This is a genomic window from Actibacterium sp. D185-2, assembly GCF_054954595.1.
Genome location: NZ_JBPWNX010000001.1, coordinates 229,843 through 252,623, shown reverse-complemented (window position 1 = coordinate 252,623; position 22,781 = coordinate 229,843). Strand labels below are relative to the sequence as shown.

The window sequence follows — 22,781 nt, the reverse complement described above, 5'->3', positions numbered from 1 at the left end:
TTTCAGCTCTCCTCGCCCGTCGGTGCGAACATGGCAATCACCTCGGCTTCGGTCATTTTGATGGTATCTGCGGGGAAGTCATAGGCGTCCGTCTTCCGGTCCACATAGAATTCGCGCGCCAGCGTCATGCCACTGGTGTCGTTCAACAGGCCGATGGGCACACTCAGATCATTGCCGGGATAACCCTCGGTGGTCACCTTGTACCACAGCCCGCTGCCGCATTTGGCGCAATGGGCGCGTTCGGCCCAGTCCGAGGTCTGAACCCGCGCGATATTTTCCGCGCCGGTCCATGCGATCTTGTCCAGCTTGACCGAGACGCTGAACAGCGCGAACCCGGCCCAGCGCTTGCACATGTCGCAATAGCAGGCCCCGAAATCCAAAGGCACATCCCGCGCGGTAAAGGAAACAGCGCCGCACAGGCATTGGCCGATCTTGTCACGCATCGTGAGTGTCCTCTGTTTGTCGCCGGCCAGATCCGCAAATCGGCGCTGTCGGCGATGGGTGAATTCCGGCCCGGCTAAAGGCTTATTCCGCCGCGACCTGCGCGGGCTGCGCCAGATAGGTCAGGATGCTGTCGGCGGCTTCGCGCCCGTCACGGATCGCCCAGACCACCAGCGACGCGCCGCGCACGATATCGCCCACGGCAAACACGCCCGGCAGGCTGGTCTCGTGGCTGCGGAAATCGGCCTTGATCGTGCCCCAGCGGGTGACCTCCAGCGCCGGCTCGCCCCAAAGCGTCGGCAGATCCTCGGGCTCGAACCCCAGCGCCTTGATCACCAGATCGGCGGGCTCGACATAATCGGCGCCTTCGATCACCTCGGGCGACTGACGGCCCGACGCATCGGGCAGGCCCAGGCGCATCTTCTGCACCATCACGCTTTCGACATGGTCGCCGGCAAAGCCCTGGGGGGCAGACAGCCAGACGAATTCGACGCCCTCTTCCTCGGCATTCTGCACTTCGCGCTGGCTGCCCGGCATGTTCGCCCTGTCGCGACGATAAAGACATTTCACGCTGACCGCGCCCTGCCGGATCGCCGTGCGCACACAGTCCATCGCGGTATCGCCGCCGCCGATCACCACGACGCGCTTGCCCTCGGCGTTCAACTCGCCGCTGTCATATTCCGGCACCTCGTCGCCAAAGCTTTTGCGGTTGCTGGCGGTCAGATAGTCGATCGCGCGCACGATCCCTTCGGCACCCGAGCCCGGCCCCTGCAGATCGCGGGTCTTGTAAACGCCGGTGCCGATCAGCACCGCGTCGAACTTGCCGCGGATCGCGTCAAAGCTGATATCCTGACCGACAGTGCAGTTCAGCACAAATTCGACGCCGGATTGCTCCAGCAACTCGACCCGGCGCATGACCACGTCTTTTTCCAGCTTGAAGCCGGGGATGCCATAGGTCAGCAGCCCGCCGGCGCGGTCATACCGGTCATAGACCGTGACCTGAATCCCCTTGCGGCGCAGCGCGTCGGCCGCCGCCAACCCGCCGGGACCCGCACCGATGATCGCCACGCTTTCGGTCCGTTCCTTCACCGGGGCGACGGGCAGGACCCAGCCCTTTTCCCAGGCGGTATCGGTGATGTATTTTTCGACCGAACCGATGGTCACGGTGCCGTGGCTGGATTGCTCGATCACGCAATTGCCTTCGCACAGGCGGTCCTGCGGGCAGATGCGGCCGCAGATCTCCGGAAAGGTATTGGTGGCCTGGCTAAGCTCATAGGCTTCCTGCAACCGCCCTTCGGCGGTCAGGCGCAGCCAATCGGGGATATTGTTGTGCAACGGGCAATGCGACTGGCAATAGGGCACACCGCACTGGCTGCACCGGCTGGCCTGTACCCTTGCCTTTTCATCGGCATATTCGGCATAAATTTCGTGAAAATCCTTGCTGCGCAGATTCGGAGGCCGCTTTTCCGGCATTTCCTTTTGCACATCCACGAACTGGAGCATCTGTTGCTTCGCCATTGCCAACCCCTCGGAACTATCAGCGCGCCCCTCTTACGGCGCTTGTCAGAAAAATAAAAGTCAGACACACTTACCTAAAAGCGATATATTTTCATCCTCAGGCATACTTTTGCCGTCACAGGCACATATTTTAGGTAAGCATTGCTTCCATATTAAGCTTCTTTCCTTTTCGAATCACACCACTAGGATGCCACTAAACTTGGATGGCGGGGCGCATATGTCATTGTATTATCTTCTGATCGTCGCGGTCATCCAGGGGGTGACCGAATTCCTGCCAATCTCCTCTTCGGGGCATCTGATTCTGCTTCCGTCGCTCAGCGGCCATGCGGATCAGGGCCAGGTGATCGACGTGGCGGTGCATGTGGGCACGCTGTTCGCGGTGATCCTGTATTTCCGTCATGACGTGGCCAGCGCCTTTGTCGGACTTGGCCGGCTGATGCGCGGCAAGATGGATACGCCGGGCGCGAAACTGGCCTTTCTGCTGATCGTCGCGACGATCCCGGTGATCCTGGCCGGGCTGGCGCTGAAACTGACCGGGCTGGACGAGGCGATGCGCTCTGTCGCGGTGATCGGCTGGACCATGCTGCTGTTCGGTATCTTCCTGTACTGGACCGATCAGAAAGGCCCCGCCGAGCATGTCGCCGAGGACTGGACCCTGCGCCATGCCATCACCATGGGGCTGTGGCAGGCGGTGGCGCTGATCCCCGGAACGTCACGGTCCGGCATCACCATTTCGGGTGCGCGGATGCTGGGCTACAAGCGGGCGGATGCGGCGCGGCTGTCGATGCTGATGTCGATCCCGACAATCATCGCCTCGGGCGTGCTGCTGGGGGCCGAAGTCGCGATGCAGGCCGATGCCGCCGCCGCGCGCGACGGGGCAATTGCTGCCTTTTTCGCCTTTGTCTCGGCGCTGCTGGCGCTGACGCTGATGATGCGGCTGCTGCGTTCGGTCAGTTTCACGCCCTATGTGATCTACCGGGTGGTCCTGGGCGTGGTCCTGCTGGTCATCGCCTACCGCTAGGCAATCACGCCTTAAGGTTCTTCGCCGAATCCGTGATCGCGTCATACTGGCCCGACGGGCGGAAGCGATACAGGTATTCCGGCACGATCGCCTGATAGGGCGTGGGCACGATGCCCAGCGCGGCAAAGCCCTGCGCATCCTCGGCCACCACATTGTCCCGGCGCAGGTTCTTGACCTGATCGCCGGTCAGCACCGTGTTGGTCATCAGACCCGCGGTCAGAAACTGGACCGTATCGCACAGCCCGGCCACGATCCGCCCGCCAAAGAACGACAGGTTCACAATCAGGCGGCGGCGATGCACCACCTTCAGCATGTCCTGCATCAGTTCGCGCAGGGTTTTGACCTCGGGGCCGCCAAGTTCATACACCCCCGGCGTGGCCTGCCCCTGCACGGCGGCCACGGCTGCGCGGGCCACGTCATCCACATAGACCGGCTGAAACCGGGTCGCGCCGCCCACGATCCACAGGATCGGGCCCCAGCGCGTCATGCCGGCGAACCGGTTGAAGAACTGATCCTCGGTGCCGAAGATCACCGACGGGCGCAAAATCACCGCCGCCGGGAAATGGGCCAGAACGCCCGCCTCGCCCAATCCTTTGGTCCGGGCATAGGCGCTGTCCGATTCGGCATCGGCGCCGATTGCCGACAGATGCACCAAGTGCGCCACACCTTCGTCAGCGGCGATCCGGGCGATCCGTTCGGCGCCTTCGTTCTGCACCGCGTCGAACTTGTTTTTGCCGATCTCGTTCAGGATACCGACGCAGTTCACCACCGCATCGGCGCCCTGCATAACCGCGCGTACCGAATCGTCGTCGCGGATGTTGCAGAAAACCGGCTCGACCTGGCCGACAACGCCGTATGGTTTGACATGAAGCGCCTCGTTCGGGCGGCGCACGGCCACCCGCACGCGCCAGCCCTGCAGCGCCAGGCGCCGCGCGATATAGCGCCCGACAAACCCGGATCCGCCGTAAATGGTCACAAGCTTGGACATCTTAACGCCTCCATGCCTCGGTTCCTTCTCTGATAGCTTTCCGGTCCCGGCCAAACAAGCGGATATCCGATAAGTTCACATTCTTCTGCAATGACCCGTTGACACCGCCCGCACCCGGTTATAAATCCCCGCTCCACGACACCTGCCCAGGTGGCGGAATGGTAGACGCGCTAGCTTCAGGTGCTAGTATTGGCAACGATGTGGAGGTTCGAGTCCTCTCCTGGGCACCACCCCCTCATAACCTTAGGGGACGATGTGGCGAACATCCTTTACAAGACCGACCTTCCCGACGATCTGGACCTTGGCCCGGTTGTCGCGATCGATTGCGAAACCATGGGGCTGAACCCGCATCGTGACCGGCTTTGCCTGATCCAGATGTCCGGCGGCGACGGAAACGCGCATCTGGTGCAGATCGAAAAGGGCCAGACCAGCGCGCCCAACCTGTGCCGGATGCTGGCCGATCCGAAGCTGCTGAAGCTGTTTCATTTCGGCCGGTTCGACATTGCCGCGCTGTACCAGGCCTTCGGCACTGTGACCGCGCCGGTCTATTGCACCAAGATCGCGTCGAAACTGATCCGCACCTATACCGACCGGCACGGGCTGAAATTCCTGCTGCAGGAACTGCTGGGCGTGGATATTTCGAAACACCAGCAAATGAGCGACTGGGGCGCGGCGGAGCTGACCGAGGCGCAGTTGGAATACGCCGCCTCGGATGTCTTGTACCTGCACCGCCTGAAGGCCGCGCTGGACAAACGGCTGGCGCGCGAGGGCCGGACCGATCTGGCGCAATCGTGCTTCGAGTTCCTGCCGACCCGCGCCCGGCTGGATCTGGCCGGCTGGCCCGAAATCGACATTTTCGAACACTGATCGCATGGACAACAGCACCTTCATTCAGACCGGCCGCCGCGTCGTCACCCGTGAGGCAGATGCGCTGACCCTGCTGGCGGGCGCGCTGAACGACAGCTTTGCCAATGCCGTGCAACTGATCCTGGATGCGCCGGGGCGGGTCATCATCTCGGGCATGGGCAAATCGGGCCATATCGCGCGCAAGATCGCGGCCACCTTCGCCTCGACCGGCACGCCGGCGCATTTCGTCCATCCCGCCGAGGCCAGCCATGGCGATCTGGGCATGGTGGCGCGTGGCGACGTGGCCTTGGTCCTGTCCAATTCCGGCGAAACGCCCGAACTGGCCGATATCGTCGCCTATACCCGCCGTTTTTCGATCCCGCTGATCGGGGTCGCCGGGCGCGCGGGATCCACCCTGCTGCGCGAGGCCGATGTGGCGATCCTGCTGCCCCCCGCAGAAGAGGCCTGCGACAAGGGCATCGTGCCCACGACATCGACCACCATGACGCTGGCGCTGGGCGATGCGCTGGCCATCGCCCTGATGGAGCATCGCCGCTTCACCCCCGAGCATTTCCGCGAATTCCACCCTGGCGGCAAGCTGGGCGCGCAACTGTCGAAGGTGCGCGACCTGATGCACGGGGTGGACGAGTTGCCGGTGGTGGCCACCGGCACCCCGATGAGCGACGCCCTGCTGACGATCAGCCAAAAGGGCTTTGGCGTGGTCGGCGTTACCGGCGACGATGGCCGGTTGCTGGGCATCGTTACCGACGGCGACCTGCGCCGCCACATGCAGGGGCTGCTGGATCTGACCGCCGATCAGGTGATGACGGCGAATCCGCGAACTATCGAACCCGGCGCGCTGGCCGAAACCGCGCTGGCGGTGATGAACGAGCGCAAGATCACCTGCCTGTTCGTGGTCGATCCCGCCAATGGCGGCAAGGCGCAGGGCATCCTGCATATTCACGACTGCCTGCGTGCCGGGGTGGCCTGAGGCGATGGCCGCCCATGACAACGCCTATTCCCGCTTCATCGCGCTGGCAAAGATCATTCTGCCGCTGGCCGCGCTGGTATTACTGTCGACGCTGTTCATGTTTTCACGCCAGAGCGATCCGAACAGATCGCTTCCCTATTCGCGGGTCGCTGTCGAACAACTGGCGCGCGAGCAGCGGATCAACGCGCCCAACTATGCCAGCGTCACCGATGACGGCACCGCGATCCTGATCGCCGCCGAAAGCGCGCGGCCCGACCCGGCCAATCCCGACCGCGCCGACGCCACCACGCTGAACGCCAAGCTCGATTTCGCCGACGGCACCCATACCGATATCGTCTCGGCCACCGGCATGATCGACACCGGCGCCGCGCAGGCAGTGCTGGAAGGCGCGGTCGAGATCACGACCTCGGGCGGCTATGTCATCACCGCCGAGCGCCTGACCACCGCGCTGGACCGCACCGACATTCTGGCCGAAGGCGGGGTGACCGCCACAAGCCCGATGGGCGACGTGACCGCCGGCCAGATGCAGATCGAACAGCCCGCCAGTGGCACGGACAACGCCAAAGGCGGCCATGTTCTGGTTTTCAAGCAGGGTGTGAAGCTGATATATGAACCCGGAAAATAGGGGAATGGATGTGATGAGAGTGCCGACCGGCCTGTTGGCCCTGTTGATTGCAATATTCCCCCTTATCGCGGCCGCACAGGGCACCGAGGTCGCCTTTGGCGGCTTGCGTCAGGACAGCTCGTTGCCGGTCGAAGTCACCGCCGATCAGCTTCAGGTCAGTCAGGCCGATGGCACCGCCGTATTCACCGGCCATGTGGTGGTCGGCCAGGGCGAAATGCGCCTGTCCGCCGACAAGGTCGATGTGGAATACGCCACAAAAGGCGGCGAACCGACCGGCCGCATCTCGCGTCTGCATGCCACCGGGAACGTCGTTCTAGTCAACGGGGCCGAAGCCGCCGAAGCGCGCGAGGCGCTCTATTCCATCGACCAGTCCAACATCGTGATGACCGGCGACGTACTAATGACCCAGGGCCAGAACGCCCTGTCGGGTCAGCGTCTTGTGGTCGATCTGAACACCGGCATCGGACGCATGGAAGGCCGGGTGAAGACGATCTTCCAGTCCGGCGCGGACGAATGAGCAACGCACCCACCCTGACCGTCGCCGATGGCGATGCCGGCCTGAAGGTGGCCCATCTGCGCAAAAGCTATCGCCGTCGCCCGGTGATCCGCGATGTCAGCCTCGAACTGGGCCGGGGCGAGGTCGTGGCCCTGCTGGGGCCCAACGGCTCGGGCAAGACGACCTGCTTTTACAACATCGCCGGGCTGATCCGGCCCGAGGGCGGATCGGTCACCATCGACGGGCGCGACGTGACCAACCTGCCGATGTATCGCCGCGCCAAGCTGGGCATCGGCTATCTGCCGCAGGAGGTCAGCATTTTCCGCGGCCTCAACGTGGAAAACAACATTCTGGCGATTCTGGAGATTTCCGAACCCGACGGCCACAAGCGCCGCGAACGGCTGGAAGAGCTGCTTTCGGAATTCTCGATCAGCCATCTGCGCCGCGCGCCCGCGCTGTCGCTGTCGGGCGGTGAACGGCGCCGGGTGGAAATCGCCCGCTGTCTGGCCGCGAATCCGAAATACCTGCTGCTGGACGAACCCTTTGCCGGGGTCGATCCGATCGCCGTGTCCGACATCCGCGCCTTGGTCGCCGATCTGAAGACCCGCGGCATCGGCGTTCTGATCACCGACCATAATGTACGCGAAACGCTGGGCATCGTGGACCGCGCCTATATCCTGCATGACGGGGCCGTTCTGATGAGCGGCACCAGCAACGAGGTCGTGCAGGATGAAAATGTGCGCCGCGTCTATCTGGGCCAAAGCTTCCGCATCTCCTGACGGGTGGCGCGGATGGCGGTGAAACCCGGCCTTTCAGCGCGTCAGACGCAACGGCTGTCCCTGACCCCCGCGCTGCGTCAAAGCCTGATGCTGCTGCATCTGCCCACCGCCGATCTGCTGACCGAGATCGCCCGCCAGGCGCAGGAAAACCCGCTGCTGCTGGTGCACGACGCCGAGGGCGGCAGCCGCGCGCCGGACATCACCGCCGCAACCCGCGACCTGGCCCAGGCGGGCACCCTGGCGCACAGCCTGCAACAGCAGATTTCGCTGATGCCGCTGGACCGGCCGGTGGCCGCGCTGGCGCAGTTCCTGACCGGCGACCTGACCGAAGACGGCTATCTTGACAGTACGCCTGCGGACCTGTCCGACTGTCTGGGCGTGCCCCTGGATCTGGTCGAGGCGGCCATTGCCGCGCTTCAGGCCTGCGAACCGGCCGGCGTGGCCGCCCGCGATCTGGCCGAATGCCTGGCCCTGCAACTGATCGACCGGGGCGTGCCCCGCGACACCGCATTGGCGGCCTGCGCCCATCTGGACCTGCTGGCCGAAGCGCGCTGGAAACAGGCCGAGCGCCAGACCGGCCTGCCCCGTGCCACGCTGGAACAGATCGCGGCAACGCTTCGCATCCTGTCGCCCCGCCCGGCCAGCGGCTTTGCCGAAACCGCGCGCCCGCTGATCCCCGAACTGGTGGTCGAACGCGACGGCGGCGGGGGCTTCACCGTCACCCTGAACCGCAGCCTTCTGCCCGAGGTGCGGCTGGACGCGGCGCTGCTGGAACAACTCGACGTGGGCGACCCCTTGGCGCGCAGCTATCGCGGCCCGGCCGAGGCGCTGATCACCGCGCTGGCCTATCGCGGCCGCACCCTGCGCCAGGTCGCAATCGCCCTGACCGCGCGCCAACACCGGTTTTTTACCCAGGGGCCCGACCACATGGCGCCGCTTACCCGCGCCGAACTTGCCGATACGCTGGGGCTTCACCCCTCGACCGTGGGGCGCGCGATGGCTGGCAAGGCGCTGTCGTTCGGCGGCATGGTCTATCCGCTGGATCACTTCCTGTCGTCGGGACTCACGACTGCGGATGGCGGGCGGATTTCCGCCTTCGCCGTGCAACGCAGCATCCGCCGGATTATCGAGCACGAAGCCGCCGAGGCCAGCCTGTCGGATGACAAAATTGCCGCGCTGCTGCAACGCGAGGGCGTTGACATTGCCCGCAGAACTGTCGCCAAATACAGGGGATGCATGAAGATTCCATCATCATTCGAACGCAGCCGTCGCAGGGCTGCGCAGCGAACTCGCCCGGTGACACCGGGCAGCGGTCCCCCCGATCAACCGTGACATGGCCGTTTTCCTGCACCCTTTGTGCCGGCGGTCCCTGTCGAAATAAAACATAAGGAGGAGGCGTGATGCGCTATCAAATCAGTGGCAAACAGATCGACATCGGCGATGCCTTGCAAACCCACGTCAAACAGGCCCTCGGCGAGGCGGTCGCAAAATATGCCGAACGCCCGACCGACGCGACGGTCGTCTTTTCCCGCAGCGCCTATGAATATGTGTGCGAAGCAACGGTGCATCTGTCCACCGGGCTGACGGCACAGGCCAAGGCCCACGCGACCGAGATTTACGCCGCATTCGACGCGTGCAGCGACAAGATGGAAAAACAGCTGCGCCGCTATAAGCGCCGTCTGAAGGACCATCATCAGGAACGTTCGCAGCCGGTTGAACTGACCGGCGCTTCCTCGTATATCCTCGCCGGAAGCGAAACCCCCGATGAATCGGAACCCGACAGCCTTCAGCCAATTATCATCGCCGAGATGGAGACGAAGATACCATCTTTGTCGGTTGGGGAGGCAGTCATGCAAATGGAATTGGCAGGAGCCCCTCTTTTGGTGTTCCGCAACGAGAAAACCGGAGGCGTCAACGTTGTCCACCGCCGCGAAGACGGCAATGTGGGCTGGATCGACACCTGACGGACTGAACATCACCCGCGCGCCCCGAGGCGTGCAAGACGGACAGCACTGGATACATGGAACTTTCGCGCATTCTGAAGCCCGAAGCGGTTAAGGTATTTGGCACGCTTTCCAGCAAAAAGCGTCTCTTCCAGGATCTGGGAGAGATCGCCGCCGCCAGCTATGGGCTCAACGCCTCTGACGTGGTCGATGCCTTGCAGGAACGCGAGAGCCTTGGCCCGACCGGCGTCGGCCATGGCGTCGCGCTGCCGCATGCGCGGCTCGCGGGGCTGGACAAGGTCGTGGGGGCGTTTCTGCGCCTTGAAAAACCGCTCGATTTCGACGCGGTCGATCGTCAGCCGGTCGATCTGGTCTTTGCCCTGTTCGCGCCCAAGGATTCGGGCGTCGATCACCTGAAGGCGTTGGCGCTGGTGTCCCGCACCCTGCGCGACGCCACGATCTGCGCCAAGCTGCGCGCCAATGCCGATCCGGCGGCGCTGCACGCGGTGCTGACCGAAATCCCCTCGTCCCAGGCCGCCTGAGCCGTCAGCCCCAGGCGCGGTAGCCGAACACCATGTAATCGCGCTGATAGGCATCGCGGGCGGCGCTCTCTATCTCGGCGTCATAGATCGCCGACAAGGGCACGCGCGGCGGTTTCGCCTCATCCGGCAGCGGGGCGGGCGACGTCAGCCCCACCTGCCCTGCAACCTGCGCCAGATCTTGCCCCAGCCGCTCGGCCCGCATCACCATGTCGGGCAGGGCGAACTGCGTCATCCCCTGAATCACCGCATCCTGCGATGTCCAGGCGGGATCGACCCGCAGGCTGGTCTGGCCGCCCAGGTGACCCTTCAGGAATTTCAGGAACGCCAGAAACGCCGCGCGCGTCGGCGCGGGCCCGAAATCGGGGCCGGGTTCGTCCCTTGGCAGCGGCAGTTTGTAGGTCTTGATCAGGGTGTCGCGGATCATGCCGAAACTGCCCGGCCCGGTGGTCAGAATATGGTCGCAAAAACTGCGATAGGCGCGCGCCACGGGATGGGTCACCACGGTAAAGCTGCGGTGGCCGGGATGCTGGCGCTTCCACTGACGCAGGGTTTTTTGGGTAAAGTCGCGCCGCAACCCGTCCGCCGTGCCGCCATCCAGCGCGCCCAGCCAGGCCTCGACCTGCGCCACCGGCCCGGCCTTGACCGGCATGAACAACAGCGGCGCCTTGGCGGCCGCGACATAGCCCGGCACCGCCGGCCCCCGGCGCGGTTCGAAATTCGGGGTCCGGGTCAGGTCGAACCGATCCAGCCGGGCCAGCGCCTCGTGCATCTGGTCGTAGTTGGACACCTTTTCCGACAGCGGCGCCGGGTTTTGCTTTTTCAGCGTGCCCGACAGCGCCGCAAGCTGCTGCTCCACCCCCAAATACCGGGCCAGCCCGTTCAGGACATCCAGATCCTGAATATCCTCATACGCCAGATAGAACGCGGTCTGGCCCGAGGCCTGCAGGCTGTGCAGCAATGTGCGCTGAAACCCCTGCACCTGATCCAGAAACGCCGAAAACTCGGGCCCGTCGAAACGGATCGTCGCAGTGCGCTGATCCTTCATATCGGTCAGCTTCCACTGCCCGGTCCGGGTCGCGATCTTCAGCGAGACATAGCTTTCCACCGGGTTTCGGGTCAGCACGATCTTGGCGCAGCGCGGATCGGCCAGCACATGCGCCAGCACCCGCGCATCGTGATCGTGAAAGAAGCGGAACCCCGGCAGTGCCCCGCCCTGCCCCTTCATCGCCGAGATCAGGCGCAACGGGTCGCGCACCCGTTCGGCCATGGTGACGCCCAGCATCTGCGTCTTGTCCTTGTGGCCGATGAAATGCGGGTTGAACGCCTCGCCATGACAGGTGATGGCGTCGAATTCGTTCAGGTTCGCCTCCAGAAAATTGGAGCCGGTGCGCATTTCGGCAAACAGAACGAAATAGTCGAAAGGCTTGGCCATGCCGTCACTTCACCAGATAAGGCCGGCGCCGTTCGCGCGACGGCGTTTGCGGATCGTCCCCAACCGGGAAATCCCCCATCAGATACGGGTGCATTCCCTGATTCTTGAGGTTTTGCAAGAACTGGCCGAACCCCTTGAGATCGGCCATCTTCGGCGCTTCGGTCAGGCGGCGACGGCCGCGCGGGGCGATTTCATCGTTGATGATCTGCAACGGCTCCATCGGGTTTTGCACGAACTCCGCCATTGTCCAGATCCGCACACGCGCCTTGGTATGGGGCGAACGCAGCACATCCAGATGCCGCGATTCAATCTTTTGCAGCGCCGCCGCCTCGCGCCGGATGGTCGAGAAGTTACGGTTGGAATGAAACAGCCGCACCGCCCAGGCCCCGCTGATGACCGAAATCTGCGCATTCGGATCGCCGGCAAGGAACCAGTTGATATCCTGCTGATCGCCCGGCCCGAACTGAAAGCATTGCCGTTCGCCGCGGGTGTTCCAGATCAGGTTGCTCAGAAACGCCTGCGGGTCGTAATCGCGCAGCGCGGCGCTGTCCGACAGCCCGCCGTTATAGACTGTCTCGCCCCCGGCGAACTGCACCCGCTTGGGGTGGTAAAGATGGCCATGCACCCGCCCGCCCGCAGCCTTCAGCAGCCAGGTCTCGAAATTCTCGAACAGGTCGCTGAACCCTTCGAACACCGAATAGCGCGCGCAGGTGCGGCCGTTTTCCCAACCTGCGTTGGGATAGCGGCTTTGCATATACAGCCCCGGCCGGCCGCGCGTCCGCCGTTCCACCGCCTTGGCGAACAGCCGGTCGATCTTGCCGGGGTTGGGTTCGGCATTCTTGGTCACCGCCGGGTCGTTCGACAGGAACGAGGAATAGAGCCGATCCGCATGGGGCCAGATCTTGCGCGCAACAAAGCAATCCGACCGGCGCAGAAGCTGCAGGTGATCGTCATAGAAGATATGCGGCTTGCCCTGAAAATCGAACTTCGACAGGGTCAGTGACCGGCTTTCGATATTCTGGCCGTATTGCCGCACCAGCGTCTGGAAATAGCTTTCATCCGGGATCCAGACCCGCTTGAAATAACGATCATGGATGTCGCGGTCCGGGTCTTCCAGAATCGCCGACAGCGTCTGCCGGGTCAGGCACCACCACTGCGATCCCAGATGCGGCACGATGCCGGGCGGCAGGCGGCGTTTATAGCCAAGTTTGCGCTGCAACCGCACATAACGGTCGAAGAGAAAGCGGTGCCGCTTCCACGAGAACGGAAAGCGCAGGGTGAACCTTTCGCGGTCCAGCCCGCCGACGGTCCAGGGCACGTCTTCGGTGGTGACGGATTCGATGAAATCAGTGCGCGGGCGGCTTTCCAGATAATCGCGCAACTCCTGCACCGGGCGCAGCGGCAGGCACGATCCCGACGCAAGATAGACATGCCGGATGCCGGGAAATTCGGCCAGCGCCAGTTCGGCCGCCGATTGCGTCGCCGCCACCAGCGACCATGTCCCCCATTCGACCCGGTGGCGCGGGCTGAACCGGATATTTTCAAGATCGGCCAGACCCTCAACAAAGGTGGTATAGTCCTTGCGGCGCACCGCCTTGTCGACATGGATGACCACCGGACAGCCGCTGGTCGCCCAGTGCCGCGCCACGGCGGCGGCCCGGTCCAGCGCGGTGTGCACCATCATGATGAAGCCCACAGTCATGCCCAGTTCCCCTTGGACATGAGGCCCAGAATTTCCAGCTGCCGCCAGTTGATGTATTTCTCGGACCATTTACACCACAGATCGGGCCGATCCTTCAGCGCCGCGTTATAGGCGCGGTATTCGTGGCTGTTGGCATAGTGCTGGCGGCGCTCCAGCTCTTCCTCGGCCTTGTGGGTGAAGGTGTCGAGGAATTTGGCGTGCAACAGGCAGCCGGATGCCTTTTCGCCGCCCCATTCGTCATAGACCAGGTTCAGTCCGCGCGGCAGCAGCATATGAGTCGAGCTGACATAGGTATAGGCACGGTCCCATTTCACCAGCGGGATCTTGTTCAGCGCCGGCGCCCGTTCCGGCCTGTCGCTGAAAAACGCGCGCGCGCGCGGCCCGCCTTGGATCCACAGATTGCCGAAGCGCTTGTTCTTCCAGATGGTGTAATTGCCGCTGTCGAACCACGCGGCAATCTCGAACGGATCCTGACCTTCGCGGTAAGGCACCGCATCGATCGGGCCGCGCGGGTACATATCGACCAGCATCGCCCCGAAAGATTTGATTGATGACGCATCCAGCCAGTCGGTCAATGCGCGGATCGGCCGGGTGTCGCAGAACGGATAGACAAAGAATTCATCAACATCGACAACCAGCGCCCAATGGCCATGCGCGTATTTGCGTTGCAGCCAGTTCAGCCAGTCCACCCCGAACCGGGACCGTTTATAGCTGTGGCCCGTGGTCCACAGCGACACGTCCGGCTGCGCCTCCAGGTATTCGCGGGTGCCGTCATCCGACCCGTTATCGACCATCAGAAAGTGATCGACGCCCAGCGCCCGGTAATATTTGAAGAAATACGGCAACCGCGCCCGTTCGTTGCGCAGCGTCGAGAAGGCCAGAACATCATCCTTGCGGATGGCAGAGGTGTGATTGGCAACAGTTTTCAGCTCGCGCCTTTTACGAAAGGCCCGAATACGCCACCGCTTGCGTTGTAATCGCAGGCGATATGAAGAAATCGCGCCCAATCCACCTCCTGCACATCGGGCCTGATCGGTCCGACATGGATGCGGCTAGCACGCCCGGTTTAAGTCAGACTTAAGACGGTGTTGAAATGGTCTGTCCACGCCGGAACTGCCGCCGATCGCGCGGCCGTTCTGCCATCTTTGCCTGTTATCCCTGCGTCCCGCATCAACCCTTCGATATTTTTTTTCCAAGAATACGCATCAGGCCCGCGCGCGTAAACGGCCAATTCGCCCAGAACCTCATGATACACCGGCAGATCATTGGCAAGGACCGGCACCCCCAGGGCGGCCGCCTCCAGCGGGGGCAGGCCGTAGCCTTCGGCATGACTGGGGAACAGAAGGGCGCAGGCCCCCTGCATCAGCGCGGCCAGCGCGTCGTCGTCCAGGCCCGGCAGCTCGAACACGGTGCGATTCATAAAGGGGGCGGTGTCCAGCCGATGAAACAACGCCGCGTTGCGCCAGCCACGGGTACCGGCGATGAACAGGCGCGGAACCTCGGCTTCGGGACGGTCGGCCAGCATCGCCTGCCAGACATCCAGCAGCAGCGCGTGGTTCTTGCGCGGCTCGATCGTGCCGACGGTCACGAAATAAGGCCCCGACAGATCCAGACCCGGCGGCAGGGCGGCAGGATCGGGTACGGGCCGATCGACGCCCAGATGGGCCACCACCAGATCGGGCACCCGGCCATAGCCCGCCATGTGCCGCGCGACATCCGCGCGCGTGGCCTGCGAATTGCAGATCACCAGATCGGCATGGGCGCTGACCGCGCGCAGCCTTGCGGCAAAGGCATCGGGAATGCCCGCGCCGGAATACTGCGGAAAATCCAGCGGGATCGTATCATGGATCAGAACCGCGATCCGGGCATCGGGCAGCGCGCGCATGGCCGTCAGGGTCGCCATGCTCAGGTTGCTGTGACCCACATTCAGACAGGCCGTATCGGGCGGCAGATGGCGCGCCAGCATCCGGGCCAGTCCCGCCCGGCGGCAGCGTGCCAGCGCCAGCCGCCGCAGATCGGCCTCGGCCCGGCCCCGCATCGGCCCCCGGCGATAGCTCAGCCGCGCCAGCAGATCGGCACGGCCCCAGGCCGCCCGACCCGACAGCCGCGCCGCCAGCGCCGCCGCCCCGGCCCGATCCAGCAGGACAAAACCCAGCGCGGTGCGGGCCAATGCAAAAAGCGGCACCGATTCGGCCAAAAGCCGGGTCAGATAGGCCATTTCGACCCGGTCCACCCCGGTCAGCGGCCCCCGCCCGGCCCGCGACACCAGCCGCGAGACATCCAGCAGCCGCGCCGCTGGCGGCCTATTTGTCGTAATGTCCGGTTTGGTGCCAGCGCCAGGCATCGGCGATCATCACTTCCAGGGTTGAACGGGTCGGGCTCCAGCCCAGTTCCGTCATAGCCCGGTCGGACCCCGAGACCAAGCAAACCGCGTCGCCGGCCCGGCGCGGGCCTTCCTCGAACGGCACGGTCCGGTTGGTGACGCTGCGCGAATGGTCGATCACCTGACGCACCGAAAACCCGGTGCCGGTGCCCAGATTGAAAACGCGGCTGCCTTTGCCGTCCAGCAGCCACTTCACCCCCAGAACATGCGCCTGAACCAGATCCATCACATGCACATAGTCACGGATGCAGGTGCCATCGGGCGTGGGGTAATCGGTGCCGAACACCGTCAGCGCCGGGCGCTTGCCATCGATCGCATCCAGCATCAGCGGAATCAGATGGGTTTCGGGCTGATGGAACTCGCCCACTTCGCCCGCAGGATCGGCGCCGGCCACGTTGAAATAGCGGAAAATCACCGAATTCAGCCCGTCGCTGGCGCCGAAATCGGTCAGGATATCCTCGATCGCGCGTTTCGAGGCGCCATAGGCGTTCAGCGGCATCTGCGCGCTGTCCTCGTCCAGAACCACGCCATCCTGATCGCCGTAGGTGGCACAGGTCGACGAGAACACGAAATTCAGACAGCCCGCGGCGACGGCGGCCTCGATCAGTGTCAGCGAGCCGCAGACATTGTTGCGCCAGTATTTGCCCGGCATCCGCATCGCCTCGCCCACCTGGCTGAAAGCGGCAAAATGCATGACCGCAGCCGGCCGGTGCTTGGCGAACACCTCGTCCAGGCGGGCGCGGTTCAGCAGATCGCCCTGCTCGAACGGGCCGAACTTGACCGCATCCGCCCAGCCAGTGGACAGGTTGTCATAGGTGACAGGCACATAGCCGGACTCGCGTAGAACCTTGCAGGCGTGCGAACCGATATAGCCCGCGCCACCTGTGACCAGAACAGTCGTCACCGGATCTCTCTCTTTTCCTACTGGGCTGCGTTCCGAAGCGCCACCAGTTCCTGCAGGTACTGGCCGAACTCATCGCGCAGATCGTCGCGCGCCAGACCAAAGGCCACCGTCGCCTGAAGGAACCCGGCCTTGGAACCGCAGTCGAACCGCTGACCGCGGAAACGGAAACCGTAAACGCCGTCTTCACCCTTGCCGATCTGTTCGGCAATGGCATCGGTCAACTGGATTTCGCCGCCAGCGCCCTGCTTCATCTTGTTGATGTTGTTCATCACTTTCGGGGTCAGGATATAGCGCCCGATCACCGCCAGATTCGACGGCGCATCCTCGGGGGCGGGTTTTTCGACCATACCGGCAACCGAGACCATATTGCCCATGTCCTCTTTGATGTCGAGAACACCGTAGGCCTTGGTCTTTTCGTGCGGCACTTCCATCGCGGCGACCATGTTGCCGCCGGTTTCGGCATATGCCTCGACCATCTGCTGAAGACAGGGCGTTTCCGCGGCGATCACGTCATCGGGCAGGATCACGGCAAAGGGCTCGTTCCCGATCAGGCGCCGGGCGCACCAGACCGCGTGACCCAGCCCCAACGCCTTTTGCTGCCGGATATAGGCGATTGCCCCGCTTTCCATGTTGGTGGCCTTGAGAACCTCCAGCAGGTCGGTCTTGCCCTTCTTGCGCAGCTCGGATTCCAGATGCGGCGCGTGATCGAAATAATCCTCCAGCGCGCTTTTGCCGCGCGAGGTGACGAAAATGAATTCCTTGATGCCAGCGGCCCGGGCCTCGTCGATCGCGTATTGGATCAGCGGGCGGTCCACCAGAGTCATGATTTCCTTCGGAACGGATTTGGTTGCTGGCAAGAACCGAGTCCCCATACCGGCAACGGGAAAAATTGCTTTGGTAACCTTACGCTTCATGATGTCAGCCCAATCTCACACAATGTCAGTTCAGTCGGATGCTACGTTGCAGCATATAATGGTTTTGTATCTCACTCTGCACCCGTTGCACAGCTTAGCCCCCAAAAACGGAAAAAATAACCGGGTTCTTTCAGCTTTTCCCAGGTGTGCGGATGTTTGCCGGGGCGTCCTGCCGCGTCGCAGCATAAATCGGGCGAACAGTGGACAGACGCTCAATTTCAAGGCAGACGCGCGCCGCAAAACGCATGTACCGAAACAGGGGCGCCTTCCGGTCGGATCGGCCGAATAGCCCGCCCCGTTGCTCCCAATACCCGCCCGGATCGAACCGCATCCGGTGAAACAGCGCGGTGGGGCTGAACAGAAACAGGGTAACCGGCGCGGCGCGGGTGGCCATGGCCCGGGCCTGCGCGCGTAAACGCCGCGCCTGCCACACCCGCCCGGCCAACATCTGATGCCGCGCCCCCGGCCGCCCCGCAAACGGCAGGAAACCCGTCAATGGCGGCGGCAGCGGCGCCAAAGGCGTGATCGGGCGCGCCAGCCCCTCGGCGATCCCGACCTCCAGCCCCCGCATCAGGCGGGCGACGTCGCGCGGCTCCAGCCCGCCCTCCACCATGTGGCGCAGCAGCCGCTTGCGCTGATCCGCCCACAACACCGCCAGCGCCGCCGCATGGCTGTTTTCCGGTGCATGTTTGCGCAAGAACACCGCCGTGCTGGCACCAATTTCAAACAGCGTGCGCGGCACCCGCCGGGCTGTGCGGCGCGAACTGGCCGCATAGCCGTGATGCACCTGCGCCAGCGGCACGATCGCAGTCACCGCGCCACACCGCGCCAGCCGCATGTTCAGATCGGTTTCATCCAGAAAGAAGCGATAGGCCGGGTCGAACCCGCCCAGATCCGCCAGCACCGACCGGCGAAAGGCCATGTTGGTGCCTTCGGTCTTGATCGCGCGATCAGGGTTGCCGGAATGCAGACTTGTCACAGTTTCGTCGACCGGCAACGGGCTGTGCGCACCGGTTGGATCCACCTGCCGGGCGCGCCACTGAAACGAAATGCCGTTGCGCCCGCGCACGAACCCGCCCGCCGCCGCCACAGCCGAATCGGCAAACGGCGCGGCCAGATGGGTCAGCCATGTCGGTTCGGCCACCGCGTCATCGTCGATGAAGGCCACCACCGCCCCTGCCGCCTGTGCCAGACCGGCGTTGCGCGCCGCCGAAATGCCGGGTTGCCCCACCGGCACGGTTTTCACCCGACCAGTCAGGCCCAACGCATCCACCGCGCCAAGGCCGGGCCCGTCGGCGGCCACGACGATTTCATAATCGGGATAGTCGAGCTGAGTCAGCGCGGTCAGACACAGGGCAAGCGCCGCGGGCCGCTGATGGCTGACAACCACCACACTGACCCGTGGCGCGAGGGTCATTCCACCCCCATCTGCACCAGCATCGCCTCGATCCGGGGCACGTCTTCGGGGTTGTTCAGTTCCCAGAACTGGCGGCCGCGCGCCGCGACCTCGACGCACAGCACCGGGCGCTCGCGCTCCAGAAACCGAAGCTGCTCCAGCCCTTCGAGCTGTTCCAGCGGCCCGGCCTTCCAGCGCGGATAGGCCGCCAGCGCCGAGGGGCGATAGGCATAGACGCCGACATGGTGAAATACCGGGGTTTCATCCGCGTCGGCATAGGTCTTGCCGGTATAGGGGATGACCTCTTTCGAGAAATAGAGCGCCTTGCGGTTCTGCCCGAAGACCGCCGTGGTGCCGCCCACGCGACCCGCCCGGCGATCGGCCAGAAGCGCGTTCAGCGCCAGACCGTCGCAGCGCAGCACCGGGGTTGCGACCTCGGCCACCGGATCGGCGCGCAGCCCTGCGACCAGTTCCTCGACGAACCACGCGGGCGTCAGCGGCGCGTCGCCCTGCAGATTCACCACAATGTCGAAGCCGCCGCCCAGCGCGTCATATGCCTCGGCGCAACGCTCGGTGCCGTTGGCGCAACGTTCCGAGGTCATCACCACCTCGGCGCCGAAGCGATGTGCCGCCGCCTCGATCCGTTCGTCATCGGTGGCGACCACCACGCGCGGATCGCCGGAGACCGTCATCGCGGCCTCCCACGAGCGTTGAATAAGGCTTTTTTCCTGCCCGCTTGCGCCCTTGAGCCCGACAAGCGGCTTGCCCGGATAGCGGGTCGAGGCAAAGCGCGCGGGAATGACGATCAGAACCGGCATCAGGCGTCCTTCAGTTCGACGCCGGGGGACAGCACGATGAAGAACGGGTTTTCATAGATCGGCTTGCCATAGGTCAGCGGCTGGTGATCGTCGAACCGCACCACCTTGCCGCCCGCGCCCAGCACGACCGCATGACCGGCGGCGGTGTCCCATTCCATCGTGCGGCCAAGCCGGGGATAGATATCGGCCTCGCCGGTGGCGACCAGACAGAATTTCAGCGACGACCCCGCGCTGGTCATGTCCTTTACGCCGTATTTGGCAATGTAATCGTCGGTGGCCTGATCGCGGTGCGATTTCGACGCCACGACGATCAGCGCGTCATTGTCGGGGGCGGACACGCTGATCGGTGCGACCGCGCCCACCTGATCAAGCGCCAGATCGCCCAGCTCCTCGACCGACACGCCATCGGCGCGGGTATAGAACAGCCGCCCCTTGGCTGGCGCATAGACCACGCCGCGCACCGGCACGCCGTTTTCGACATAGGCGATGTTCACGGTGAACTCGCCCCGGCGCTTGACGAATTCCTTGGTGCCGTCCAGCGGATCGACAATCAGGAAACTGTCGGCGCTTTGCGCATGGCTGTCGGCCTGCTCTTCGGTCACGATCAGCACATCGGGGAAGGCTGTCTTCAGCGCGCCCGAAATCAGCGCGTCGGCGGCTTCGTCTGCCTCGGTCACCGGGCTTTCATCCGCCTTGGTCTTCACTTCGAAATCGTCAGCGTTGTAAATTTCCATGATCTTCGCGCCTGCTTCGAGGGCCGCGCGCCGTGAAATCAGTTCCAGCTTCTGAAAATCCAATATCCTGTCTCCGTTTCGCCCAAGGGCATTATTTGCCCGGACGTTGTAAGAATTCCGCAATTCCCTTATGATCATGTGCAACACGAACGGCAAGACGGGCAGGAACGGCTGCCAGAATTTTCAACCGACGGTCAGATAATGTTTTCGTCGAGCAGACCCAAAAACAACCTTCACAGCGGGTTTCACCTGCTGAGCCTGATCTACCATGCCACCGTGCGGGACGTCCGCCGGAGCCATGGCAATGCGCTGATGGGGTTGATGATGAACATCCTTCAGACGGTGTTCTTCGTCGCGGCGTTCTATTTCATGTTCGCGGTTCTGGGCCTGCGCGGCAATGCCATACGCGGCGATTTCCTGCTGTATATCATGTCGGGCATTTTCCTGTTCATGACCCACAACAAGGCACTTGGTTCGGTCGTCAGTTCCGAAGGGCCCGCCTCGGCGATGATGAAACACGCGCCGATGAACACGGTTGTCGCGATCAGTTCGGCCGCGCTGGCGTCGCTGTATATCCAGGTCCTGTCGATGGCCGTTGTGCTTTTCATCTATCATGTGGCCTTCGTCCCGATCACCATCGATCAGCCCGCCGCCGCAATGGGCATGGTCCTGCTGGCGTGGTTCTCGGGCGCGGCGATCGGCATGCTGCTGCTGGCGATCAAACCCTGGGCGCCGGGTTTCGTCAGCATCGTGTCTTCAGTCTATCAGCGTGCCAACATGGTCGCGTCGGGCAAGATGTTCGTGGCCAACAGCCTGCCGGGCTATATGCTGGCATGGTTCGACTGGAACCCGCTGTTTCACACCATCGATCAGGCCCGCGGCTTTGTGTTCATCAACTACAATCCGCATTTCTCGTCGACCGGCTATCCGTTCTTCCTGTCGCTCGCGCTGATGATGCTCGGCCTGATGGGCGAGTTCTATACCCGCAAACAGGCCTCGCTTAGCTGGAACGCCCGGCGCTGACGCCGATTGTGCCGGATCGGCATACATCCGCCCAACGGGGCCCCGCTTGACGTAAGTCATGGAACAATCCGTTCGCTGCGGCGTTACTTTCCGGGAGCCGGCTGTCAAAGTTGCGAAATATCGTAATGCGCAGGGCGGCCACATCAAAAAAGACGGAGACTGTCATGAATAGAATTCTGATTGCCCTGAGCATGGTCGCGGCCGTTGCCGCCTGTGAAACCACCGAACAAAGCGCGGCCCTTGGCGGCCTGACCGGGGCTGCGATCGGCGCCGCAACCGCCGGCGAGGATGAAACCGGGGGTGCCATTCTGGGTGCCGTCGTCGGCGCCACCGCAGGTGCGCTGATCGGCAATGCGACCCAGCCCGGCATGTGCATCTATCGCTATCCGGACGGCACCCAGTACACGGCCGAGTGCCCGTCCTGACCGCATCGGTCCCCACCGCATCGGTCCCCGCGTGACCTGATGGCCTTTCGCCCCGGCGCGCCAACCTGCGCCGGGGCGTTTGTCAGTCGCTAATCCACCACCCGCAGCGTCAGGTTGATCCGACCGCCCGCGGGCAGCAGCGTGGACGAGCCCGGCCTGATCCGGTCGATCCCGTGATAGGTCAACCGCGCCGCGCCCCCCATCACCATCACATCGCCCGATTGCAGCCACAGGCTTTCGGTCTTGCCGCCGCGTGTGGTGTTGCCGATGCGAAACAGCCCCTCGTCCCCCAACGAAATCGACACAACCGGCCAGGTGAAATCCGCCTCGTCCCGGTCCTGATGCATCCCCATCCGCGCCTCGGCGCCGTAAAAGTTGATCAAACAGCAATCGGGCTGCCGCGCCAGCCCGGTCACCGCCTGCCAGACGGTCAGCACCTGTGGCGGGACCGGCGGCCAGGCCGCCCCCGACGGATGGCGCGGCACATAGCGATAGCCGGCCCGGGCCGAATACCAGCCAAAGCGCCCGGCCGAGGTCATGCGCACCCGCATCGGGTGACCATAAGGTGTCATCGGGGAAAACAGCGGGGCGGCCTGAATCACCTCGCGCAGCGCGGCCACCATGTCATGCTGCCCGCCCGGATCGAGCAGCCCCTTGTACAACGCGAATCCCCGAATGGTTGCGGTCGGTCGCACCGTTCCCCCGGAAACATCGGAATTGGCCCGGTTTTTCATGTCACAGCCTCACATTTCCGTCATGCCCGGCGCTTGCAGCCCCCTGCCCCCCTCCTTATATACGCCGGGAAGCACGATCGGGGGCGAGCCCCGGTCAAATTTGGGATCGGAGAGCGGAAGCCTTTT

Annotated in this window: 24 protein-coding genes and 1 tRNA gene; 12 read left to right on the top strand and 13 right to left on the bottom strand. The window is 63.6% G+C overall.

Going from position 1 to position 22,781, the window contains the following annotated elements:
• Positions 1-2 precede the first annotated feature (2 nt).
• Positions 3-443, bottom strand: coding sequence for a GFA family protein (locus tag ACSR1C_RS01320; protein ID WP_460257515.1), 441 nt, complete (start codon positions 441-443; stop codon positions 3-5).
• A gap of 82 nt (positions 444-525) precedes the next feature.
• Positions 526-1,959: an NAD(P)-dependent oxidoreductase gene (locus ACSR1C_RS01315; protein ID WP_460257514.1), complete on the bottom strand. Its 1,434-nt coding sequence runs from the start codon at positions 1,957-1,959 to the stop codon at positions 526-528.
• 217 nt (positions 1,960-2,176) lie between these two features.
• Between ACSR1C_RS01315 and ACSR1C_RS01310 the strand changes: the two genes are divergently transcribed.
• Positions 2,177-2,980, top strand: a complete 804-nt coding sequence (locus ACSR1C_RS01310; RefSeq protein WP_460257513.1) for an undecaprenyl-diphosphate phosphatase — start codon at positions 2,177-2,179, stop codon at positions 2,978-2,980.
• A gap of 4 nt (positions 2,981-2,984) precedes the next feature.
• Here the strand turns inward: ACSR1C_RS01310 and ACSR1C_RS01305 are convergent, their stop codons facing one another.
• Positions 2,985-3,968: a complex I NDUFA9 subunit family protein gene (locus ACSR1C_RS01305; protein ID WP_460257512.1), complete on the bottom strand. Its 984-nt coding sequence runs from the start codon at positions 3,966-3,968 to the stop codon at positions 2,985-2,987.
• A 144-nt stretch (positions 3,969-4,112) separates the two neighbouring features.
• Between ACSR1C_RS01305 and ACSR1C_RS01300 the strand changes: the two genes are divergently transcribed.
• The 9 genes from ACSR1C_RS01300 (at position 4,113) to ACSR1C_RS01260 (ending at position 10,190) form a co-directional block, all read left to right on the top strand.
• Positions 4,113-4,198 (top strand) — tRNA-Leu (locus ACSR1C_RS01300).
• A gap of 25 nt (positions 4,199-4,223) precedes the next feature.
• Positions 4,224-4,835, top strand: a complete 612-nt coding sequence (locus tag ACSR1C_RS01295; protein WP_460257511.1) for a ribonuclease D — start codon at positions 4,224-4,226, stop codon at positions 4,833-4,835.
• A gap of 4 nt (positions 4,836-4,839) precedes the next feature.
• Complete coding sequence (locus ACSR1C_RS01290) at positions 4,840-5,805, top strand: KpsF/GutQ family sugar-phosphate isomerase (RefSeq protein ID WP_460257510.1); 966 nt, start codon at positions 4,840-4,842, stop codon at positions 5,803-5,805.
• 4 nt (positions 5,806-5,809) lie between these two features.
• A complete protein-coding gene (lptC, locus tag ACSR1C_RS01285) occupies positions 5,810-6,430 on the top strand; it encodes an LPS export ABC transporter periplasmic protein LptC (RefSeq protein WP_460257509.1) in 621 nt (206 codons plus the stop codon).
• A gap of 4 nt (positions 6,431-6,434) precedes the next feature.
• Positions 6,435-6,947: a lipopolysaccharide transport periplasmic protein LptA gene (gene lptA, locus ACSR1C_RS01280; RefSeq protein WP_460257508.1), complete on the top strand. Its 513-nt coding sequence runs from the start codon at positions 6,435-6,437 to the stop codon at positions 6,945-6,947.
• Positions 6,944-7,705 carry an LPS export ABC transporter ATP-binding protein gene (gene lptB / locus ACSR1C_RS01275; RefSeq protein ID WP_460257507.1) on the top strand — a complete coding sequence of 254 codons (762 nt, stop codon included), beginning with the start codon at positions 6,944-6,946 and terminating at the stop codon, positions 7,703-7,705. The genes lptA and lptB overlap by 4 nt, the downstream gene beginning before the upstream one ends.
• Before the next feature lie 12 nt (positions 7,706-7,717).
• Positions 7,718-9,037 (top strand): RNA polymerase factor sigma-54, encoded by a 1,320-nt coding sequence (gene rpoN / locus ACSR1C_RS01270; RefSeq protein WP_460257506.1) that lies wholly within the window; start codon positions 7,718-7,720, stop codon positions 9,035-9,037.
• 68 nt (positions 9,038-9,105) lie between these two features.
• On the top strand, positions 9,106-9,669 hold the full coding sequence (gene hpf / locus ACSR1C_RS01265) for a ribosome hibernation-promoting factor, HPF/YfiA family (protein ID WP_460257505.1): 564 nt from the start codon (positions 9,106-9,108) through the stop codon (positions 9,667-9,669).
• Between the two features lie 56 nt (positions 9,670-9,725).
• The gene (locus ACSR1C_RS01260) at positions 9,726-10,190 is read left to right on the top strand and encodes a PTS sugar transporter subunit IIA (RefSeq protein ID WP_460257504.1); all 465 of its coding nucleotides are present in this window, start codon (positions 9,726-9,728) and stop codon (positions 10,188-10,190) included.
• 4 nt (positions 10,191-10,194) lie between these two features.
• Here the strand turns inward: ACSR1C_RS01260 and ACSR1C_RS01255 are convergent, their stop codons facing one another.
• The 9 genes from ACSR1C_RS01255 to cysQ all read right to left on the bottom strand — a co-directional run bounded on the left by ACSR1C_RS01255 (position 10,195) and on the right by cysQ (position 20,536).
• On the bottom strand, positions 10,195-11,622 hold the full coding sequence (locus tag ACSR1C_RS01255) for a nodulation protein NodH (RefSeq protein ID WP_460257503.1): 1,428 nt from the start codon (positions 11,620-11,622) through the stop codon (positions 10,195-10,197).
• Positions 11,623-11,626: 4 nt separating this feature from the next.
• The gene (locus ACSR1C_RS01250) at positions 11,627-13,324 is read right to left on the bottom strand and encodes a DUF5927 domain-containing protein (RefSeq protein ID WP_460257502.1); all 1,698 of its coding nucleotides are present in this window, start codon (positions 13,322-13,324) and stop codon (positions 11,627-11,629) included.
• Positions 13,321-14,331, bottom strand: coding sequence for a glycosyltransferase family 2 protein (locus ACSR1C_RS01245; RefSeq protein WP_460257501.1), 1,011 nt, complete (start codon positions 14,329-14,331; stop codon positions 13,321-13,323). The genes ACSR1C_RS01250 and ACSR1C_RS01245 overlap by 4 nt, the downstream gene beginning before the upstream one ends.
• Positions 14,332-14,390: 59 nt before the next feature.
• On the bottom strand, positions 14,391-15,668 hold the full coding sequence (locus tag ACSR1C_RS01240; protein ID WP_460257500.1) for a glycosyltransferase family 4 protein: 1,278 nt from the start codon (positions 15,666-15,668) through the stop codon (positions 14,391-14,393).
• Positions 15,628-16,611, bottom strand: a complete 984-nt coding sequence (gene galE / locus ACSR1C_RS01235; protein ID WP_460257499.1) for a UDP-glucose 4-epimerase GalE — start codon at positions 16,609-16,611, stop codon at positions 15,628-15,630. Before galE ends, ACSR1C_RS01240 begins: the two co-directional genes overlap by 41 nt.
• Positions 16,612-16,628: 17 nt before the next feature.
• Positions 16,629-17,525, bottom strand: coding sequence for a UTP--glucose-1-phosphate uridylyltransferase GalU (galU, locus tag ACSR1C_RS01230; RefSeq protein WP_460257498.1), 897 nt, complete (start codon positions 17,523-17,525; stop codon positions 16,629-16,631).
• A 130-nt stretch (positions 17,526-17,655) separates the two neighbouring features.
• Entirely contained in the window at positions 17,656-18,942 is a 1,287-nt protein-coding gene (locus ACSR1C_RS01225) for a glycosyltransferase family 2 protein (RefSeq protein WP_460257497.1), read from the bottom strand.
• Positions 18,939-19,739 carry a 3-deoxy-manno-octulosonate cytidylyltransferase gene (locus ACSR1C_RS01220; RefSeq protein WP_460257496.1) on the bottom strand — a complete coding sequence of 267 codons (801 nt, stop codon included), beginning with the start codon at positions 19,737-19,739 and terminating at the stop codon, positions 18,939-18,941. Before ACSR1C_RS01220 ends, ACSR1C_RS01225 begins: the two co-directional genes overlap by 4 nt.
• Positions 19,739-20,536 carry a 3'(2'),5'-bisphosphate nucleotidase CysQ gene (gene cysQ / locus ACSR1C_RS01215; protein WP_460257495.1) on the bottom strand — a complete coding sequence of 266 codons (798 nt, stop codon included), beginning with the start codon at positions 20,534-20,536 and terminating at the stop codon, positions 19,739-19,741. The genes ACSR1C_RS01220 and cysQ overlap by 1 nt, the downstream gene beginning before the upstream one ends.
• Positions 20,537-20,674: 138 nt before the next feature.
• Between cysQ and ACSR1C_RS01210 the strand changes: the two genes are divergently transcribed.
• Both ACSR1C_RS01210 and ACSR1C_RS01205 read left to right on the top strand, forming a co-directional pair.
• Entirely contained in the window at positions 20,675-21,496 is an 822-nt protein-coding gene (locus ACSR1C_RS01210; protein WP_460257494.1) for an ABC transporter permease, read from the top strand.
• Positions 21,497-21,660: 164 nt separating this feature from the next.
• A complete protein-coding gene (locus tag ACSR1C_RS01205; protein WP_460257493.1) occupies positions 21,661-21,921 on the top strand; it encodes a YMGG-like glycine zipper-containing protein in 261 nt (86 codons plus the stop codon).
• Between the two features lie 89 nt (positions 21,922-22,010).
• On the opposite strand, the gene ACSR1C_RS01200 is transcribed toward ACSR1C_RS01205, so the two are convergent.
• Positions 22,011-22,616 carry an alpha-ketoglutarate-dependent dioxygenase AlkB family protein gene (locus ACSR1C_RS01200; protein WP_460257492.1) on the bottom strand — a complete coding sequence of 202 codons (606 nt, stop codon included), beginning with the start codon at positions 22,614-22,616 and terminating at the stop codon, positions 22,011-22,013.
• Between the last annotated feature and the right edge of the window lie 165 nt (positions 22,617-22,781).

Bases quoted from the DNA above. Each gene is read 5' to 3' on its own strand.
- ACSR1C_RS01240 (WP_460257500.1), bottom strand. From the start codon at position 15,668: ATGCCTGGCGCTGGCACCAAACCGGACATTACGACAAATAGGCCGCCA.
- ACSR1C_RS01220 (WP_460257496.1), bottom strand. From the start codon at position 19,739: ATGCCGGTTCTGATCGTCATTCCCGCGCGCTTTGCCTCGACCCGCTAT.
- lptC (WP_460257509.1), top strand. From the start codon at position 5,810: ATGGCCGCCCATGACAACGCCTATTCCCGCTTCATCGCGCTGGCAAAG.
- lptA (WP_460257508.1), top strand. From the start codon at position 6,435: ATGGATGTGATGAGAGTGCCGACCGGCCTGTTGGCCCTGTTGATTGCA.
- ACSR1C_RS01320 (WP_460257515.1), bottom strand. From the start codon at position 443: ATGCGTGACAAGATCGGCCAATGCCTGTGCGGCGCTGTTTCCTTTACC.
- galU (WP_460257498.1), bottom strand. From the start codon at position 17,525: ATGAAGCGTAAGGTTACCAAAGCAATTTTTCCCGTTGCCGGTATGGGG.
- lptB (WP_460257507.1), top strand. From the start codon at position 6,944: ATGAGCAACGCACCCACCCTGACCGTCGCCGATGGCGATGCCGGCCTG.
- ACSR1C_RS01225 (WP_460257497.1), bottom strand. From the start codon at position 18,942: ATGACCCTCGCGCCACGGGTCAGTGTGGTGGTTGTCAGCCATCAGCGG.
- ACSR1C_RS01260 (WP_460257504.1), top strand. From the start codon at position 9,726: ATGGAACTTTCGCGCATTCTGAAGCCCGAAGCGGTTAAGGTATTTGGC.
- ACSR1C_RS01205 (WP_460257493.1), top strand. From the start codon at position 21,661: ATGAATAGAATTCTGATTGCCCTGAGCATGGTCGCGGCCGTTGCCGCC.
- ACSR1C_RS01305 (WP_460257512.1), bottom strand. From the start codon at position 3,968: ATGTCCAAGCTTGTGACCATTTACGGCGGATCCGGGTTTGTCGGGCGC.
- hpf (WP_460257505.1), top strand. From the start codon at position 9,106: ATGCGCTATCAAATCAGTGGCAAACAGATCGACATCGGCGATGCCTTG.
- ACSR1C_RS01315 (WP_460257514.1), bottom strand. From the start codon at position 1,959: ATGGCGAAGCAACAGATGCTCCAGTTCGTGGATGTGCAAAAGGAAATG.
- ACSR1C_RS01210 (WP_460257494.1), top strand. From the start codon at position 20,675: ATGTTTTCGTCGAGCAGACCCAAAAACAACCTTCACAGCGGGTTTCAC.
- ACSR1C_RS01290 (WP_460257510.1), top strand. From the start codon at position 4,840: ATGGACAACAGCACCTTCATTCAGACCGGCCGCCGCGTCGTCACCCGT.
- ACSR1C_RS01250 (WP_460257502.1), bottom strand. From the start codon at position 13,324: ATGACTGTGGGCTTCATCATGATGGTGCACACCGCGCTGGACCGGGCC.
- ACSR1C_RS01255 (WP_460257503.1), bottom strand. From the start codon at position 11,622: ATGGCCAAGCCTTTCGACTATTTCGTTCTGTTTGCCGAAATGCGCACC.
- rpoN (WP_460257506.1), top strand. From the start codon at position 7,718: ATGGCGGTGAAACCCGGCCTTTCAGCGCGTCAGACGCAACGGCTGTCC.
- ACSR1C_RS01310 (WP_460257513.1), top strand. From the start codon at position 2,177: ATGTCATTGTATTATCTTCTGATCGTCGCGGTCATCCAGGGGGTGACC.